Source organism: Streptomyces sp. TLI_105, assembly GCF_900105415.1.
GTDB lineage: Bacteria > Actinomycetota > Actinomycetes > Streptomycetales > Streptomycetaceae > Streptomyces.
In genome coordinates, this window is sequence record NZ_FNSM01000001.1 from 4,424,114 (window position 1) to 4,438,333 (window position 14,220).

The 14,220-nt window shown below is 72.0% G+C and carries 15 protein-coding genes; 8 read left to right on the plus strand and 7 right to left on the minus strand.

Translation table 11 applies throughout. The annotated features are described in order from the left end of the window. Positions 1 to 13: 13 nt before the first annotated feature. Entirely contained in the window at positions 14 to 1,297 is a 1,284-nt protein-coding gene (locus tag BLW86_RS20265; RefSeq protein WP_093875340.1) for an adenylosuccinate synthase, read from the plus strand. 261 nt (positions 1,298 to 1,558) lie between these two features. Here the strand turns inward: BLW86_RS20265 and BLW86_RS20270 are convergent, their stop codons facing one another. Next, complete coding sequence (locus BLW86_RS20270) at positions 1,559 to 2,389, minus strand: oxidoreductase (protein WP_093875341.1); 831 nt, start codon at positions 2,387 to 2,389, stop codon at positions 1,559 to 1,561. A gap of 101 nt (positions 2,390 to 2,490) precedes the next feature. Between BLW86_RS20270 and BLW86_RS20275 the strand changes: the two genes are divergently transcribed. The 3 genes from BLW86_RS20275 (at position 2,491) to BLW86_RS20285 (ending at position 4,444) form a co-directional block, all read left to right on the plus strand. Next, positions 2,491 to 3,396: a LysR family transcriptional regulator gene (locus BLW86_RS20275; RefSeq protein WP_093875342.1), complete on the plus strand. Its 906-nt coding sequence runs from the start codon at positions 2,491 to 2,493 to the stop codon at positions 3,394 to 3,396. Between the two features lie 74 nt (positions 3,397 to 3,470). After that, positions 3,471 to 4,109, plus strand: coding sequence for a DUF6232 family protein (locus tag BLW86_RS20280; protein ID WP_093875343.1), 639 nt, complete (start codon positions 3,471 to 3,473; stop codon positions 4,107 to 4,109). Next, a complete protein-coding gene (locus BLW86_RS20285) occupies positions 4,106 to 4,444 on the plus strand; it encodes a hypothetical protein (protein ID WP_093875344.1) in 339 nt (112 codons plus the stop codon). The genes BLW86_RS20280 and BLW86_RS20285 overlap by 4 nt, the downstream gene beginning before the upstream one ends. 3 nt (positions 4,445 to 4,447) lie before the next feature. Here the strand turns inward: BLW86_RS20285 and BLW86_RS20290 are convergent, their stop codons facing one another. Both BLW86_RS20290 and BLW86_RS20295 read right to left on the minus strand, forming a co-directional pair. Further along, positions 4,448 to 6,328, minus strand: coding sequence for a serine/threonine-protein kinase (locus tag BLW86_RS20290; protein ID WP_093875345.1), 1,881 nt, complete (start codon positions 6,326 to 6,328; stop codon positions 4,448 to 4,450). A 34-nt stretch (positions 6,329 to 6,362) separates the two neighbouring features. After that, on the minus strand, positions 6,363 to 7,889 hold the full coding sequence (locus BLW86_RS20295) for a substrate-binding domain-containing protein (protein WP_093875346.1): 1,527 nt from the start codon (positions 7,887 to 7,889) through the stop codon (positions 6,363 to 6,365). A gap of 172 nt (positions 7,890 to 8,061) precedes the next feature. Between BLW86_RS20295 and BLW86_RS20300 the strand changes: the two genes are divergently transcribed. Together BLW86_RS20300 and BLW86_RS20305 are read left to right on the plus strand one after the other, a co-directional pair. Then, positions 8,062 to 9,012 carry an NADP-dependent oxidoreductase gene (locus tag BLW86_RS20300; protein ID WP_256341369.1) on the plus strand — a complete coding sequence of 317 codons (951 nt, stop codon included), beginning with the start codon at positions 8,062 to 8,064 and terminating at the stop codon, positions 9,010 to 9,012. Between the two features lie 93 nt (positions 9,013 to 9,105). Continuing rightward, positions 9,106 to 9,744 (plus strand): FMN-dependent NADH-azoreductase, encoded by a 639-nt coding sequence (locus BLW86_RS20305; protein WP_093875347.1) that lies wholly within the window; start codon positions 9,106 to 9,108, stop codon positions 9,742 to 9,744. 22 nt (positions 9,745 to 9,766) lie between these two features. Here BLW86_RS20305 and BLW86_RS20310 read toward each other — a convergent pair whose 3' ends face one another. The 3 genes from BLW86_RS20310 to BLW86_RS20320 all read right to left on the minus strand — a co-directional run bounded on the left by BLW86_RS20310 (position 9,767) and on the right by BLW86_RS20320 (position 11,188). Then, positions 9,767 to 10,063, minus strand: coding sequence for a hypothetical protein (locus BLW86_RS20310; RefSeq protein WP_093875348.1), 297 nt, complete (start codon positions 10,061 to 10,063; stop codon positions 9,767 to 9,769). 148 nt (positions 10,064 to 10,211) lie between these two features. Next, positions 10,212 to 10,400, minus strand: coding sequence for a DUF397 domain-containing protein (locus tag BLW86_RS20315; protein ID WP_093875349.1), 189 nt, complete (start codon positions 10,398 to 10,400; stop codon positions 10,212 to 10,214). After that, the gene (locus BLW86_RS20320) at positions 10,397 to 11,188 is read right to left on the minus strand and encodes a helix-turn-helix domain-containing protein (RefSeq protein ID WP_093878765.1); all 792 of its coding nucleotides are present in this window, start codon (positions 11,186 to 11,188) and stop codon (positions 10,397 to 10,399) included. Before BLW86_RS20320 ends, BLW86_RS20315 begins: the two co-directional genes overlap by 4 nt. 223 nt (positions 11,189 to 11,411) lie before the next feature. On the opposite strand from BLW86_RS20320, the gene BLW86_RS20325 reads away from it, so the two are divergent. Further along, a complete protein-coding gene (locus BLW86_RS20325) occupies positions 11,412 to 11,804 on the plus strand; it encodes a hypothetical protein (RefSeq protein WP_093875350.1) in 393 nt (130 codons plus the stop codon). Here the strand turns inward: BLW86_RS20325 and BLW86_RS20330 are convergent. Then, positions 11,791 to 12,690, minus strand: a complete 900-nt coding sequence (locus BLW86_RS20330; protein WP_143060263.1) for an MFS transporter — start codon at positions 12,688 to 12,690, stop codon at positions 11,791 to 11,793. The two genes, BLW86_RS20325 and BLW86_RS20330, sit on opposite strands and share 14 nt — an antisense overlap. Before the next feature lie 156 nt (positions 12,691 to 12,846). Between BLW86_RS20330 and BLW86_RS20335 the strand changes: the two genes are divergently transcribed. Further along, on the plus strand, positions 12,847 to 14,208 hold the full coding sequence (locus BLW86_RS20335; RefSeq protein ID WP_093875352.1) for an aspartate aminotransferase family protein: 1,362 nt from the start codon (positions 12,847 to 12,849) through the stop codon (positions 14,206 to 14,208). Positions 14,209 to 14,220 lie beyond the last annotated feature (12 nt).

Genomic DNA, 14,220 nt, shown 5'->3' on the forward strand with positions numbered 1-14,220 from the left:
GGGGTGTACGCCTGTGCCCGCACTTGTGCTGCTCGGTGCTCAGTGGGGTGACGAGGGCAAGGGAAAGGCCACCGACCTCCTCGGTGGATCCGTGGACTACGTGGTGCGTTACCAGGGCGGCAACAATGCCGGCCACACGGTCGTCGTCGGCGACCAGAAGTACGCACTGCATCTCCTCCCTTCCGGAATCCTCTCCCCGGGGTGCACCCCGGTGATCGGAAACGGTGTCGTCGTCGACCCGGCGGTCCTGCTCTCCGAGCTGAGCGGACTGAACGAGCGCGGCGTGGACACGTCGAAGCTCCTGATCAGCGGCAACGCCCACCTGATCACCCCGTACAACGTCACCCTCGACAAGGTGACGGAACGGTTCCTCGGCAAGCGCAAGATCGGCACCACGGGTCGCGGCATCGGCCCGACCTACGCCGACAAGATCAACCGCGTCGGCATCCGGGTCCAGGACCTGTACGACGAGTCGATCCTCACCCAGAAGGTCGAAGCGGCCCTGGAGGGGAAGAACCAGCTCCTCGCCAAGCTGTACAACCGCCGCGCGATCGACGCCGCGCAGATCGTCGAGGAGATGCTCCAGTACGCGGAGCAGATCAAGCCGTACGTCGCGGACACCACCCTGATCCTCAACAACGCGCTCGACGAGGACAAGGTCGTGCTCTTCGAGGGCGGCCAGGGCACGCTCCTGGACGTCGACCACGGCACGTACCCCTTCGTCACCTCCTCGAACCCGACCGCGGGCGGCGCCTGCACGGGTGCGGGCGTGGGCCCGACGAAGATCTCCCGCGTCATCGGCATCCTCAAGGCGTACACGACCCGCGTCGGCGCCGGCCCGTTCCCGACGGAGCTGTTCGACGAGGACGGCGAGGCGCTGCGGCGCATCGGCGGCGAGCGCGGTGTCACCACCGGCCGTGACCGCCGCTGCGGCTGGTTCGACGCGGTCATCGCCCGCTACGCGACCCGGGTCAACGGCCTGACGGACTTCTTCCTCACCAAGCTCGACGTGCTGACGGGCTGGGAGCAGATCCCGGTCTGCGTCGCGTACGAGATCGACGGCAAGCGCGTCGAGGAGCTGCCGTACTCGCAGACCGACTTCCACCACGCGAAGCCGATCTACGAGATGCTGCCGGGCTGGTCCGAGGACATCACCAAGGCGAAGACCTTCGCGGACCTGCCGAAGAACGCGCAGGCGTACGTGAAGGCGCTGGAGGAGATGTCGGGCGCCCCGATCTCCGCGATCGGCGTGGGCCCCGGCCGCACGGAGACGATCGAGATCAACTCGTTCCTGTAGGAAGCACCCGCAGGCCGCCGCGCGCCGTCCGCGCCCCTACTCCACGGGGGGCGGGCGGCGCGCGGCGCTGTGTCCGGACCCGCGGAGGAGCCCAGGGGTTCCGGGGATCGGCCGTGCGGGTCCAGGCGATGCCGTCCGCCCCGCACGCGTCCTCCGACGAGGTCTCGTCGAGCACGGTTCCCGCCGGTCTGCCGAGCCGGGGCGAGTGGTGGAGCTCCAGCCGCATGCGCAGTCGCTCCACCGGCGGATCCGCACGGATCGTCAGGAGTCGACCTTCGTGTCCCGGCCGACCTTCTCCCAGGTCGTCAGGTCGGAACGGACCTGCTCCAGGTGCGCGTGGATCGCGTCGATCGAGTCGGAGCCGAGGGCGAGCCGCAGCGGGGTCTCGTCGGCGTTCAGGGCGGCGAGGACGGCCGCGGCGGCCTTGGCCGGGTCGCCCTCCTCGGTGCCCCCGCCGGTCTCGACGTAGGTGCGGGTGGCGCCGACCGTCTCGGCGTAGTCCTCGATGGAGCCCCCGCTGACGCCGCCCTTCCCGAGGAGGCTGGTGCGGAAGGCGCCGGGCTCGACGACGAGGACGTCGATGCCGAGCGGGCGGACCTCGGTGGCGAGGGCCTCGGAGAGGCCCTCCAGGGCGAACTTGGTCGCGCTGTAGGCGCCGAAGCCGGGCAGCGACATCTGCCCGCCCATGCTGCTGACCTGCACGATCGCGCCCGAGCGGCGGGCCCGCATGTGGGGCAGGACGGCGCGGGTGAGGGCGGCGGGGCCGAAGACGTGCACGTCGAAGAGGGAGCGGAGCTCCTCGTCGGTGGTCTCCTCGACGGAGCCGACGTGGGTGCGGCCCGCGTTGTTGACGAGGACGTCGACGCGGCCGTGGCGCTCGACGAGCTCGGCGACGACCCGGTCGACCGCCGCCGCGTCGGTGACGTCCAGGGCGACCGGGTCGACCTGGTCGGGGTGGGCGGCGACCAGGTCGTCCAGGGTCTCGGTGCGGCGGGCCGCGGCGACGACGACGTCGCCGGCGGCGATCGCGGCCTCGGCGAAGGCGCGCCCGAAGCCGCTGTTCGCGCCGGTGATCAGCCAGACCTTGCTCATGTTCGTGCTCCCCCTCGTGGGCCCCGCCGGGTGGCGGTTCGCTGTCTCGACAAGCTTGGGACGGCGGGACGTTGTCCGTCCAAGATCCGACGTGATAACCCATGGCTATGGATGTGCACGGGCGGGATCTGCGGTACTTCCTCGCGGTCGCCGAGGAGCTCCACTTCACGCGGGCCGCCGAGCGGCTGTACGTCTCGCAGCCCGCGCTCAGCAAGCAGATCCGCGCCCTGGAGCGGCAGCTCGGCGCGCCGCTCTTCGACCGAGGCCGGCAGGGCGTGGCCCTCACCCCCGCCGGCACGGCCCTGCTGCCGCACGCGCGGGCCGTGCTCGCCGCGTGGGACGAGGGCCGGGAGGCGTTACGGCAGGCCAGGGCGGCCGCCGACGGCACCCTGGTCGTCGGCATGAGCACCAGCCCCGGCCGCGGCGGGCTGCTGCCCGCGATCCGGTCCCGGTTCACCGAGGCGCACCCGGAGGCCCGGCTCAGGCTGCGCCAGGTGGGCTGGGAGGACCCGACGGCGGGCCTCGCGGACGGCACCAGCGATGTGGCCTTCGTGTGGCTGCCGCTGGCCGGGGCGGACCGTTTCCGCTGGGTCGTCGTCGCGACCGAGCCCCGCCTCGTCGCCCTGCCCGAGGCGCATCCCCTGGCCGCCCGGGACGACCTGGACTTCGCCGAGCTCCTCGACGAACCCTTCCTCGCCCTTCCCGCCACCGGCCCCGAGCTCCGCGACCACTGGCTGGCCGTGGACGCCCGGGGCGGCCGCCCGCCGGTCGTCGGCGCCGAGATCGCCAGCGCGGACGAGGCGTACGAGGCGCTGGTCGACGGCCTCGGCGTCTGCCTGGTCGCCGCCGGGAACGCCTCGCTCCTCACCCGCGGCGGCGTCGTGACCCGCCCCGTCCGCGGCGTCACCCCGAGCCGCTTCGCCCTCGCCTGGCGCACCACCGACCCCCGCCCCCTGGTCCACGACTACGCCCGCGCGGCCTCCGATGTCGTCTCGCGCGAGGCCTGAACTCGCCTTGTTTCAAAGGGTGGTTGGGTGCTTAATGGGGCTCCGTTTCAGCTCGGCACAGCACAGGGGGAAGCATGGGAACACCGCCACCGCCGGCCTCACCGCCACCGCCGCCCGACCGCCCGTGGCAGACCAGGGACGCCGCGCCGACCGTCGCCGCGCCGACGGCTCTTCCGCTGGTCATCAGCAAGCGGCTGCTCTGGGTGAACGGCGCGGCGTACCCCCTGGAGAACATCGTCCGCGTCTACACGTTCGTCCTCCGGCCCCGCAAGGTCGAGGCCGTCCGCGTGTTCGTGAAACGGGTGGCGCTCACGCTGCTCGTGGCGCTCGGGATCAGCCTCTTCGCCTTCCTGGCCAACGGATTCAGCTCGGGCCGGGAGCCGTCCGCGTTCGCCGGCTTCCTGCTGCAGATTTCCTTCCTGGGCGTCCTCGGCGCGCTGATCTGGGCCCTGGTCGACATGCTGGCCGTCGTCACCGCGTCCGCGCACGACGTCCTGGCCATCGAGACGAACGGCCGGTCGACCGCGATGGTCTCCGGGGAGCCCCGGTACCTGAACGAACTCGTCGTACGGATCGCGTCCGCGATCGACAAGCCGGACGCGGAGCTCACGGTCACGGTGGGGGCGCTGACGATCAGCAACCCCAGCAACTACTACTTCGGCGACGCCGTGAACATCTACGGCGGCGACGGCCACACGGGGGTGTCCAAGTGACCGGCGACAACAACTACTACGGGGACGCGGTCCACATCAACGGCGGCCGGGGCCACACCGGCATCGTCCACCACCATCACGCCCCGCGGGCCACCCTGGAGGAGACGCTGCGAGCCGTCGTGGAGCTGGCGCGGGCGCTGCGCGGCGAGGTGCCGGAGGAGGACCGCGCCTCCATCGACGACGCGCTGCCCGTCCTCGCCGACGGTCCGTCCGCCGAGCCGGCGGCCCGCCGACGCTCGCTGATGGCGCTCGCTGCGGTCGCCGCCACCGTCGGCGCCATCGGCCAGCCCCTCCTGGACTCCGTCCGGGCCGCGCTCGAACTCATCGCGCGCTAGGAGTCACTCCCGGACGAACTCGGCCGGTTCCCCGTCCGCCGTCATCCCGTACACCTGGAGCCGCTCCCTGCCCTGCCACTGGACGAGGCGGAGGTTGCTGGAGCCGTTCTCGGCGCAGTCCGGGTCCCAGCTTGCCGGGTCGCGGGTCTCCGGGCCGAGGACGAGGAGGGAGCCCGCGCTGCCGACGACGGCGGTGGTCGCGCAGTCGACGTCGTCGGCGAGCAGGTTCCCCTGGTCGTCCATGCGCGGGTACGACTGCTCGAAGCGCACGAGCGGGGCGCCGACCGGGCCCTGGGTGATGGTGACCCGGTAGGACCAGCGGTCGGGTTCGGGCTGGGTCACCGTGTCCGGCGCCTGCTTCCAGGTGCCGACGTAGGCGGCGGGGACGACGTCCGTGCCGGACCTGACCCGGCGGAAGGTGCTCCTGGCGACGCCGGAGCCCCATTCGACGACGTCGGTCGAGCGCAGCCTGAGGGTCTGGCGGGCGGCCGGGGTGCAGCGCTGGGCGGGGATGCTCGCGGTGATCTCGGCCTCGCCGAGGACGAGTTCGCCGTCGGTGGCGGAGACCAGGGTGGACCGGCCGATGCACAGCAGTTCGCCGGTGACGTGGGTGTAGACGGCGGCCTTGGCGCCCGCGGGGCCCTGCGTGATCTCGATCCGGCTGGTCTCGTAGGGCGCGTTCGCCGTGCCCTTGAGGACGCCTTCCCAGGCGCCGAGGAAGGCGGCGGGGACGATCCCGGCGGGAGGACGGCCAGTGCCGCCCTTCCCACCGCCGACCGCCGTGCCGCCGGAGTCGTCGCCCCGACCGGGCCAGTAGGCGTACGCGACGGTGGCCGCCGCCGCGACGGCGAGGGCCGTGACGGCGGCGAGGAGGACGGTGCGGCCCCGGCGCCGGTGCGCGGAAGGCGCGGTGGGCTCGGCGGGCTCGGTGGAGGCGGTGCCGGCCGGCGGGGGAGTGTCGGAGGCGGCCGGGGCGCCCTCCACGGGGGCGGAACCCTCCGCTTCGAGCAGCTGCGCCGCGTGCCGCCCGAGCCGCGCCAGGACGTCCGCCGGGAGCCAGGGGTCGGCGACCGGCAGGGTCTCGACGATCTCGGTCGCCGTGGGCCGGGCCGCCGGGTCCTTGGCGAGACAGGCCCGGATGAGTCCGGAGAGCTCGGGCGGCAGGTCCGTCAGGTCGGGCTCGTCGTGGGCGATGCGGAACATGGTGGCGTGGACGCCGCTGTCCGCCGTGCCGAAGGGGGCGCGGCCGGTCGCCGCGTACGCGAGCACGGACCCGAGGCAGAAGACCTCCGACGCGGGGCCGACGTGGTCGCCGCGGACCTGCTCGGGCGACATGAAGCCGGGGGAGCCGACGACCGCCCCGGTGGTGGTCAGGTTGCCGCCGTCGGCGACGGTGTCGACGGCGCGGGCGATGCCGAAGTCGATGATTCGCGGCCCGTCGACGGTCAGCAGCACGTTGGACGGTTTGAGGTCGCGGTGGACGAGCCCGGCGGCGTGGATGTGGTCGAGGGCGCGGGCGAGCCCGGACGCCAGGGCCCGTACGGTCGCGGGCGGCAGCGGCCCGAACTCGTCGCCGACGACGGTCCGCAGCGAAGGACCCGGTACGTATCCGATGGCGACCCACGGCGAGTCGGCGGTGGTGTCCGAGCCGAGGACGGGCGCGGTGCCGGTGCCGCCGACCCGTTCCAGGGCGGCGACCTCGCGGGCGAAGCGGCGCCGGAACTCGTCCTGGGCGGCCAGCTCCGCGTGCACCACCTTGACCGCGACGGTCCGCCCGCCGGCCGAGCGCGCCAGGAACACCCGGCCCATCCCGCCGACCCCGAGGCGGCCGATCAGGCGGAACGGGCCGACGCTGACCGGATCTTCCGCGTTCAATGACTCCACGTCGCCAGAGCATGCCAGACGGCGAGATCGGCGATCAGCCCTCTCCGCAGACCGGAAGCCCCTTCGGGGTCGCGCAGGGCAGGTGTCCGTGCGCGCTGATGACGTCCTGGCCGCGTCCCGACCGGAGGTACGTGAGGAAGCTGGAGGTCAGGGAGTCGGTCGGGGGCAGACCCCAGGTGTAGGCGTACTCGATCTCCCGGTACGGGTAGCCGGACTCGCCCAGTTCCTCCACGAGGGGCCGCCGTCCGTCGACGGCCACCCGGTGCAGGCCCTTGCGTCCTTCGGTGGCGCGGAGTTCGGAGTAGCCGACGGCGCCGGGGAGCTTGGCGACGGTGGCGAGGACCTGCTCGGTGGAGTCGAGTTCGCACCGGATGACCTTCGACTCGGGGTCGTCGGAGGTCTGGCAGTCCTGCGAGGAGTTGGCGGGCTCGTTGCGGTCGAGGACCCGGCGCTGGAAGACCTGGCGGGTGCCGGAGTTGGCGTCCCGGCTGACGAGGAGGACCGGTCGGTCGAGGCCGGGGACGAGCTGCCCCCAGTTGCGTATCTCGCCCCGGTAGACGCGGCGGACCTGGTCGAGGGTGAGGTCGTCGACGGGTGTCCCGTCGTTCACGACGAGGGTGAACAGGGAGACGGCGACCATGTTCTCCCGCAGTTCGGGGAAGCCGCCGGGCTTGCGTCCGTCGGAGAAGGCGATGACCGCGTCCTTCTTGGGCCCGGCCTGGGCGAGCTCCCGGATCCCGGCGGTCGAGCCGTGCACGTCCACGGTCACGGTGGAGCCCTCGCAGTCCTTCTCGTACTGCCGGGCCGCCTCCCGCAGGGCGGGGGCGAAGGCCGTCGAGCCGGTGACGGTGAGGGTGCCCCGGGCGCAGCCGATGGGCGGCGGGGTCTGCTCGCGGACGATCAGCGCGGCCAGGGCCACGACGCAGGCGGTCAGGACGACGGTGACGTTCCGCGCGGTCGGGCTGAACCTGGCGGGCTTCTCGTCGGGCGTGGTGCTCCGGTTGCGCCGGATCGTGCCGCCCTGGAGGCTTCCGTCGATCTTGATGTCCCGGTCGGCGACGCCGCCGGAGAGCTGGACGAGCAGCTTGAAGTACTGCCCGCGTTCGAGGGCCACCTTGGGGACGAGGACGGCGTTGTCGTCCCGGCCGAGCTTGGGGGTGCGCTCCAGGTCGTCCCGGACGGATTCCCAGCCGGCCGGGACGGTGGCGACCACGCCCTGGACGGTCCGCTCGCCGAAGGTGATCTTCAGGCCGTGGGGTTCGGTGGAGGCGCCGTAGTCCTCGGAGCTGATGTCGAGCTCGCGGTCGTTCTCGATGCGCAGGAGGACGAGGGTGGAGCCGTTCGCGGGCGCGGCCATCCCCACGACCTGGCCCTCCCGCACCGTCATGACCTCGCTGTCCTGGTTTTCCTCCCGGTGGAGCGGGGTGTTGAGCTGCACGCGGTAGCCGAGCCGCTTGCGCTGGGGCGAGAACCGGTCGATCCAGACGACGGCGAGCGTGACCAGGACACCGACGAGGGCCGTCCCCACGGCGATGACGTTCTCTGCGGTAATCCACTCCATGGCCGGGACGGTACGTACGCCAGTGCGAGGACGAGGGCGGTGTAGCGGCCCGCCACCTGGACTTCGCCCTTCGTTCAGGGAGGGCTACTCGGGTGGACGGGCATGGGTTGCCGGGGGTCTGGAGCGTGGGTGTAATGGGCCACGAGGGGGCCTTCCGTGTGAGGAGTACCCCATGCGCTCGATGCGTGTCGTCGAAGTGACCGCCTACGGAGGACCCGAGGTCCTCAGAATGGCCCGCCGGCCCGAGCCGGAGGCCGGGGCCGTCCCGGGCAGGGTGCGGGTGCGGCTGAAGGCGGCCGGAGTGAACCAGGCGGACCTGCGGATCCGCGCCGGCCGGTACGCCGACGCGGTCGGCGACCTCAGGCCCCCGTTCGTCCTGGGGACGGACTTCGCGGGCAAGCTCCTCGACCCCGCGCCCGGGATGGAGCCCGGCACCCGGGTGGCCGGTTTCGTGCCCTGGTTCGAGATGCTGACGGGCGACGGCACGTACGCGGAGATCATCTGGGCCGAGCCGGAGTGGCTGGCCCCGATCCCGGACGACGTGGACTTCACCGTCGCCGCCTCCCTCCCGCTGGCCTCGGCCACCGCCCAGCAGGGCCTCGAACGGCTCGCGCTCCGGGAGGGGGCGACGTTGCTCGTGACCGGTGCGAGCGCGGTGGTGGGCCGCTTGGCGGTCCAGTACGCCCACGCCGCCGGACTGCGCGTGGTGGCCGTCGCCCACGAGGGCGACGGGCCCGAGCTGAGGGTCATCGGCGCGGACCACGTCGTCACGCGCGGCACCCCGGCGGACGTGGTCGCGAAGGTGATCGAAGGCGACCCGTACCGGGTGGACGCGGTCTTCGACGGGGCGCTCATCGGCGCCGAGCTGCTCCCGGTGGTCAAGGACGGCGGCGTGTTCGCCGCGCTCGCTCCCGACCGGGTTCCGACCGCCGAGCGGGGCATCCGCGTCGAGACCGTACGGGCCAAGCCGGACGCCGCCCGGCTCGCGGAGAGCCTGCGGAAGGTGGCGGACCGGGAGCTGATCACCCGGGTGGCCGACGTCATGCCCCTGGAAGAGGTCGCGGAGGCGCACCGCAGGGCGGAGGAGGGGCACAGGCCGGGCCGGATGATCCTGATGATCTGAGGGTGATCCGGGTCACAGGGGCTGGACCTCAACTTTGGTTGAGGAAGAAGGATCTCTCTCACCAGCCCCTGTGACTCCCAGGAGACGATCCCCATGGCCACGCTGCTCCACATCGACACGTCCTTCAACGGCGCCGACTCCCACTCCCGCGCCGTCACCGCCGCCTTCCGCGAGGTCTGGGAGGCGGAGCACCCCGAGGGGACGGTGATCCACCGCGACCTCGCGGCGGAACCGATCCCCCACCTGGGGGCCGCCGCCTACTACGCGGGCAACACCGCCCCCGCCGAGCGGTCGCCCGAGCAGCGCGCGGCCTTCGCCCTGCGCGCCGAGCTGATCGAGGAGGCCGAGCAGGCGGACGTGATCCTGATCGGCGCCCCGATGTACAACTACACGATCCCGTCCACGCTGAAGGCCTGGATCGACCACGTCTTCCTCGTGGGCCGCACCTCGGTGACCGAGCACCCCTCGCTCGCCGGCAAGCGGGCCGTCGTCGTCGCCAGCCGCGGCGGCTCCTACCGCGAGGGCACGCCGATGCACGGCAACGACTACGTCGAGGGCTACCTGCGGCAGGCCCTCGGGGGCGGCTTCGGCCTGGACGTCAGCTTCATCGTCCCCGAGCTGACCCTCGCCCCGCACGTCCCGGCGATGGCCGAACTCGTCCCGCTGCACGAGGCCTCCCGCGCGGAGTCCCTCGCGGCGGCGGCGTCCCTGGCGAAGGAACTGGCGGCGTAGCCGGGAGGCCCGGCAGGGAGACCTAGCAGGGAGCGCTGATGTTCCCGCAGTAGATCCAGCCGTACGCCGGCGAGGTCACGTGGTACCAGCGGTTGCCCGACGAGTTGATCTTGCTGGAGTCCCAGTAGACGTCCTCGCCGTAGGACGTCTGGTAGTTGACGCTGCAACTGGCGGCCGCGCAGCTCCTGATCGGTCCGCCGATGGACATCGCCCACCCGGCACTGGCTCCCGTGGGGGCCGCCTGGGCGGGCGCCACGGCCGTCGCGGACATCACGGCACCGGCCAGGACACCGGCCGCGGCGAGCATACGGAAACGCATGATGGCTCCTTCGTCGTTCGGGGCCCCGGGGTTCCGGAGCCCGACGGGGCGCCACTCTGGTCGCGCCGGACGCGCCGACGGAAGGACCGGCTTCGTCCCGGACATGTCCGGGACGAAGCCGGTCCTGTCCGGGACGGAGCCCGGACGCTCAGTCCTGCCAGGTCAGGAAGGCGGCCCAGGCGGCGGGCTCGACGGCGAAGGTGGGGCCGTCGGGGACCTTGGAGTCCCGGAGGTAGAGGGCGGCGCCTTCCGGTCGTCGGTCGAGGGCGACCTCGACGCAGTCCCCGCCGCCGCTGTCGCTGTAGCTGGACTTGAACCAGTGCAGGGTGTCGTTCATCTCCGTGCTCCCGCCAACTCCTCGATGAGGCCCAGCGACCTGCGCGGATCCAAGGCCTGTGCCCGGATCTTCGCATAACGCTGCCGGTGCGTACTGACCTTCGTCCGGTCGGAGATCAACAGGCTCTCCCCCTGGATCTCCAGGAAGGTCACGTGGTCGTGGGCCGGGGTCTCGACGAGGTTCATCATGCCTCGGTCGCCTGCGTACTCGCCCCCCAACCCCGCATCCAGCGGCAGCACCTGGACGTTCACGTTCCTCTTCCGGGCGCACTCCGCCAGGTACGTCAACTGCTCCCGCATGACCTCCTCGTCGCCGATCGCCCGCCGCAGCACCGACTCGTCGAGGATCAGCTCGATCTCGCACACCTGCTTCCGGTCGAAGAGCGCCTTCCGCGCCATCCGGCCGACGACCAGCTCCTCGACCCGCTCCGGCGTCGGCTTCGGGTAGCCGCCCGCAATCAACGCCCGTGCGTATGCCTCTGCCTGGAAGAGGCCGTGGACAACGTGGTTCGCATAGAGCCACAGCGCCACCGCCTTCTGCTCGATCGGCGCGTACCCCCGGAACTGCTCCGGGAGTTTCTCCAGCCGTACGAGTTCCCGCATCTCCTCGAAGATGCCCGTGCCGCCGCCGAGGACGCGTTCGAGCTGGACGAGCATCTCGTCGCTCACCGGATGGATCAGCCGTTCCATGGAGCTGATGGCCGCCCCCGTGAAGCCCGTCTGCGCCCCCAACTGCTCCTGGGTCCAGCCCTTCTTCTGGCGCAATCTCTTCGCCACGGCGGCCGCCATCCTGGCCGCGGGGCCCACCGTTTCCTTGTTCTCCGCTCGTGCCGTTCACGCTCCCCATTCGGACTCAACCGATCTCAACCGGTCTCAACTGCTCCCCGCCGAATTCGACTGCGTACGAGGGGCGTTGGCGCAGGTCAAGGGGTCGCCGACGCGCCCGCCGCAGTCGTGGAAAACGCTAGCGTCGACGCGCGAACATGGTCTCGTGAATGAAGAGGATCGGGAAGTGAAGGCGGATTGGATTCCAGTTTCCGGATTCCAACTCCGTAAGGCGGGCGTACAATTCGACGCCGTTCGTGTCGACGGCGACGAGGGGCGCCGACTGGCCGACTGGATGGAGGCGCTCACCGGGGGAGACCCGGGCCCCGTCGTCATCGAGGCGAACGGCCGGCGCGGGGTCTACTTCCTCGTGCCGCCCGGCTCGACGGCCCGCCGGGCGTGGCCGCGCGGGGTGACGCGCTTCAACGCGGGGCCCGCCCACGTCAGCTACGTCCCCGTCCCCGCCCTGGTCGGCCGGACCTGGCCCCTGGCCTGGCGGTTCCCGCCGACCGCCGCGAACCGCTTCGTCCACCCGCTGCTCCTGCGGAGCGCGGTCACCGAGCTGTTCACGCCTTCTTGATCACCACCCAGGTCAGGGCGAGGGCGGGGGTCAGACAGGAGATGAGGGCGTACAGCTGGTCGTGGCCGGCCACCTGGAAGTCCAGGGCCTTCGGCAGGAGCAGGAGCAGGCCGGTGAGCAGGACGGCGAGCGCGGGCAGGTGGACGCCGGGGCTGAAGCGGCGCAGGTCGTGCACATCGTCGTCGTCGGACATCCCCTTCAGGGAGAAGCCCACGCCCAGGAGCAGCGGCCAGATCCAGATCCCGAGGAAGGCGATGAGGAACAGGCGGACCGTGGAGCGTCTGCCGTCCTCGGTGACGGGTGTGTTCGGGTCGCGGGGCGCGAAGTAGACGTCGACCTTCGTGCCGGGCCTGGGCGCCTTGGATCGGGTGTACACGCCCCGGAGGGTGACCTCGCGGCGGCCGGCCTCGTACGGGATGCGCAGGGCGAGGTCGGTGAGGTAGTAGGGGTCGTGGTCCTCGCCGCCCTCGTGGAACTCGGGCTCGCCCGCGAGGCGGACGACCGCGACGGAGTACTCGTCGTACCCGGCGCGCTCCAGACGCTCGGTCTCGCGGCCGTAGGAGCCGCTGACGTTGAAGGCCGTCAGGAAGGCGGCGAAGGTGGCGAGGGGGACGCCGAAGCAGAGCACGTACCGCAGGACGGGGTTCGGGTACCGGGTGTCCGGGCGGGGCTTGCGCAGCGGGTCGCGGTCGCGGGCCGCGGCGCGGTACGAGGCGAGGACCCAGCCCACCGCGAAGAGCGCCGAGAGCCCGGCGAGGAGCAGCTCGGGGACGAGCGGCGGGTACGGCGAGACGCCCCAGAAGGCGACGACGACGGCGGCCGCCCCACTGAGGACCATGCCCCAGCCGGTGAACGTGGTGGCGGCACTACGCGCTGACGTGCTCATGGCGCGCAGCTTAGGCGCCCTGGTGGACGTGATCTTCGGCCGAGCGCCCGCGCGGGCGGCTCACCGGCCCGACCGGCAACGTGTCGGGTCCGCCGCGGTCTCGGTGGACAAGATGGTGATGGCCCGTCCCACCTGCGGTTCCTTACCCTCGACCCCATGACCCCTCATGTCGAACCCGACCCCCAGGCCGGCGCGGCCGTCAAGGCCGCCGACCGCGCGCACGTCTTCCACTCCTGGTCCGCCCAGGGCCTGATCGACCCGCTCGCCGTGGCCGGCGCGGAGGGTTCGTACTTCTGGGACTACGACGGCAACCGCTACCTCGACTTCACCAGCGGCCTCGTCTACACGAACATCGGCTACCAGCACCCCAGGGTCGTCGCCGCCATCCAGGAGCAGGCCGGGAAGCTCGCGACCTTCGCGCCCGCCTTCGCCGTGGACGTCCGCTCCGAGGCCGCACGCCTCATCGCCGAGCGCACCCCGGGCGACCTGGACAAGATCTTCTTCACCAACGGCGGCGCCGAGGCCGTCGAGAACGCCGTCCGCATGGCCCGGCTGCACACCGGCCGTACGAAGCTGCTCTCCGCCTACCGCTCGTACCACGGCGCCACCTCCACCGCGATCAACCTGACCGGCGACCCGCGCCGCTGGGCCTCCGACACCGCCTCCGCGGGCGTCGTGCACTTCTGGGCGCCGTTCCTCTACCGCTCGCCCTTCTACGCCACCACCGAGGCGGAGGAGAGCGCGCGGGCCCTCCAGCACCTGGAGGACACGATCGCCTTCGAGGGTCCGGCGACGATCGCCGCGATCATCCTGGAGACCGTGCCCGGCACCGCCGGCATCATGACCCCGCCGCCCGGCTACCTCGCCGGCGTCCGCGAGATCTGTGACAAGTACGGCATCGTCTTCATCCTCGACGAGGTCATGGCCGGCTTCGGCCGAACCGGCAAGTGGTTCGCCTCCGAGCACTTCGACGTCGTGCCCGACCTGATGACCTTCGCCAAGGGCGTGAACTCGGGCTACGTGCCGCTCGGCGGCGTCGCCATCAACGCCGAGATCGCCGCCACCTTCGACAAGCGCCCCTACCCCGGCGGCCTGACCTACTCCGGTCACCCGCTGGCCTGCGCCGCCGCCGTCGCCACCCTCCGGGTGATGGAGGACGAGAAGGTCGTCGAGCACGCCGCCCACATCGGCGAGAACGTCCTCGGCCCGGGCCTGCGCGAGCTCGCCGAGCGCCACCCCTCCGTCGGCGAGGTCCGCGGCATGGGCGTCTTCTGGGCGCTCGACCTGGTCAAGAACAAGGAGACCCGCGAGCCGCTCGTCCCGTACAACGCGGCCGGCGAGGCCAACGCGCCGATGGCCGCCTTCGGCGCGGCGGCGAAGAAGAACGGCCTGTGGCCCTTCATCAACATGAACCGCACCCACGCCGTTCCCGCCTGCAACGTCTCCGAGGCCGAGGCCAAGGAGGGCCTGGCGGCCCTGGACGCGGCCCTCGCGGTCGCCGACGAGCACACCGCATAACCGCAGTACCGG

Bases quoted from the DNA above. Each gene is read 5' to 3' on its own strand.
- BLW86_RS20275 (WP_093875342.1), top strand. From the start codon at position 2,491: ATGGCTATGGATGTGCACGGGCGGGATCTGCGGTACTTCCTCGCGGTC.
- BLW86_RS20280 (WP_093875343.1), top strand. From the start codon at position 3,471: ATGGGAACACCGCCACCGCCGGCCTCACCGCCACCGCCGCCCGACCGC.
- BLW86_RS20315 (WP_093875349.1), bottom strand. From the start codon at position 10,400: ATGAACGACACCCTGCACTGGTTCAAGTCCAGCTACAGCGACAGCGGC.
- BLW86_RS20330 (WP_143060263.1), bottom strand. From the start codon at position 12,690: ATGAGCACGTCAGCGCGTAGTGCCGCCACCACGTTCACCGGCTGGGGC.
- BLW86_RS20295 (WP_093875346.1), bottom strand. From the start codon at position 7,889: ATGGAGTGGATTACCGCAGAGAACGTCATCGCCGTGGGGACGGCCCTC.
- BLW86_RS20335 (WP_093875352.1), top strand. From the start codon at position 12,847: ATGACCCCTCATGTCGAACCCGACCCCCAGGCCGGCGCGGCCGTCAAG.
- BLW86_RS20305 (WP_093875347.1), top strand. From the start codon at position 9,106: ATGGCCACGCTGCTCCACATCGACACGTCCTTCAACGGCGCCGACTCC.
- BLW86_RS20270 (WP_093875341.1), bottom strand. From the start codon at position 2,389: ATGAGCAAGGTCTGGCTGATCACCGGCGCGAACAGCGGCTTCGGGCGC.
- BLW86_RS20300 (WP_256341369.1), top strand. From the start codon at position 8,062: ATGCGCTCGATGCGTGTCGTCGAAGTGACCGCCTACGGAGGACCCGAG.
- BLW86_RS20320 (WP_093878765.1), bottom strand. From the start codon at position 11,188: ATGGCGGCCGCCGTGGCGAAGAGATTGCGCCAGAAGAAGGGCTGGACC.
- BLW86_RS20310 (WP_093875348.1), bottom strand. From the start codon at position 10,063: ATGCGTTTCCGTATGCTCGCCGCGGCCGGTGTCCTGGCCGGTGCCGTG.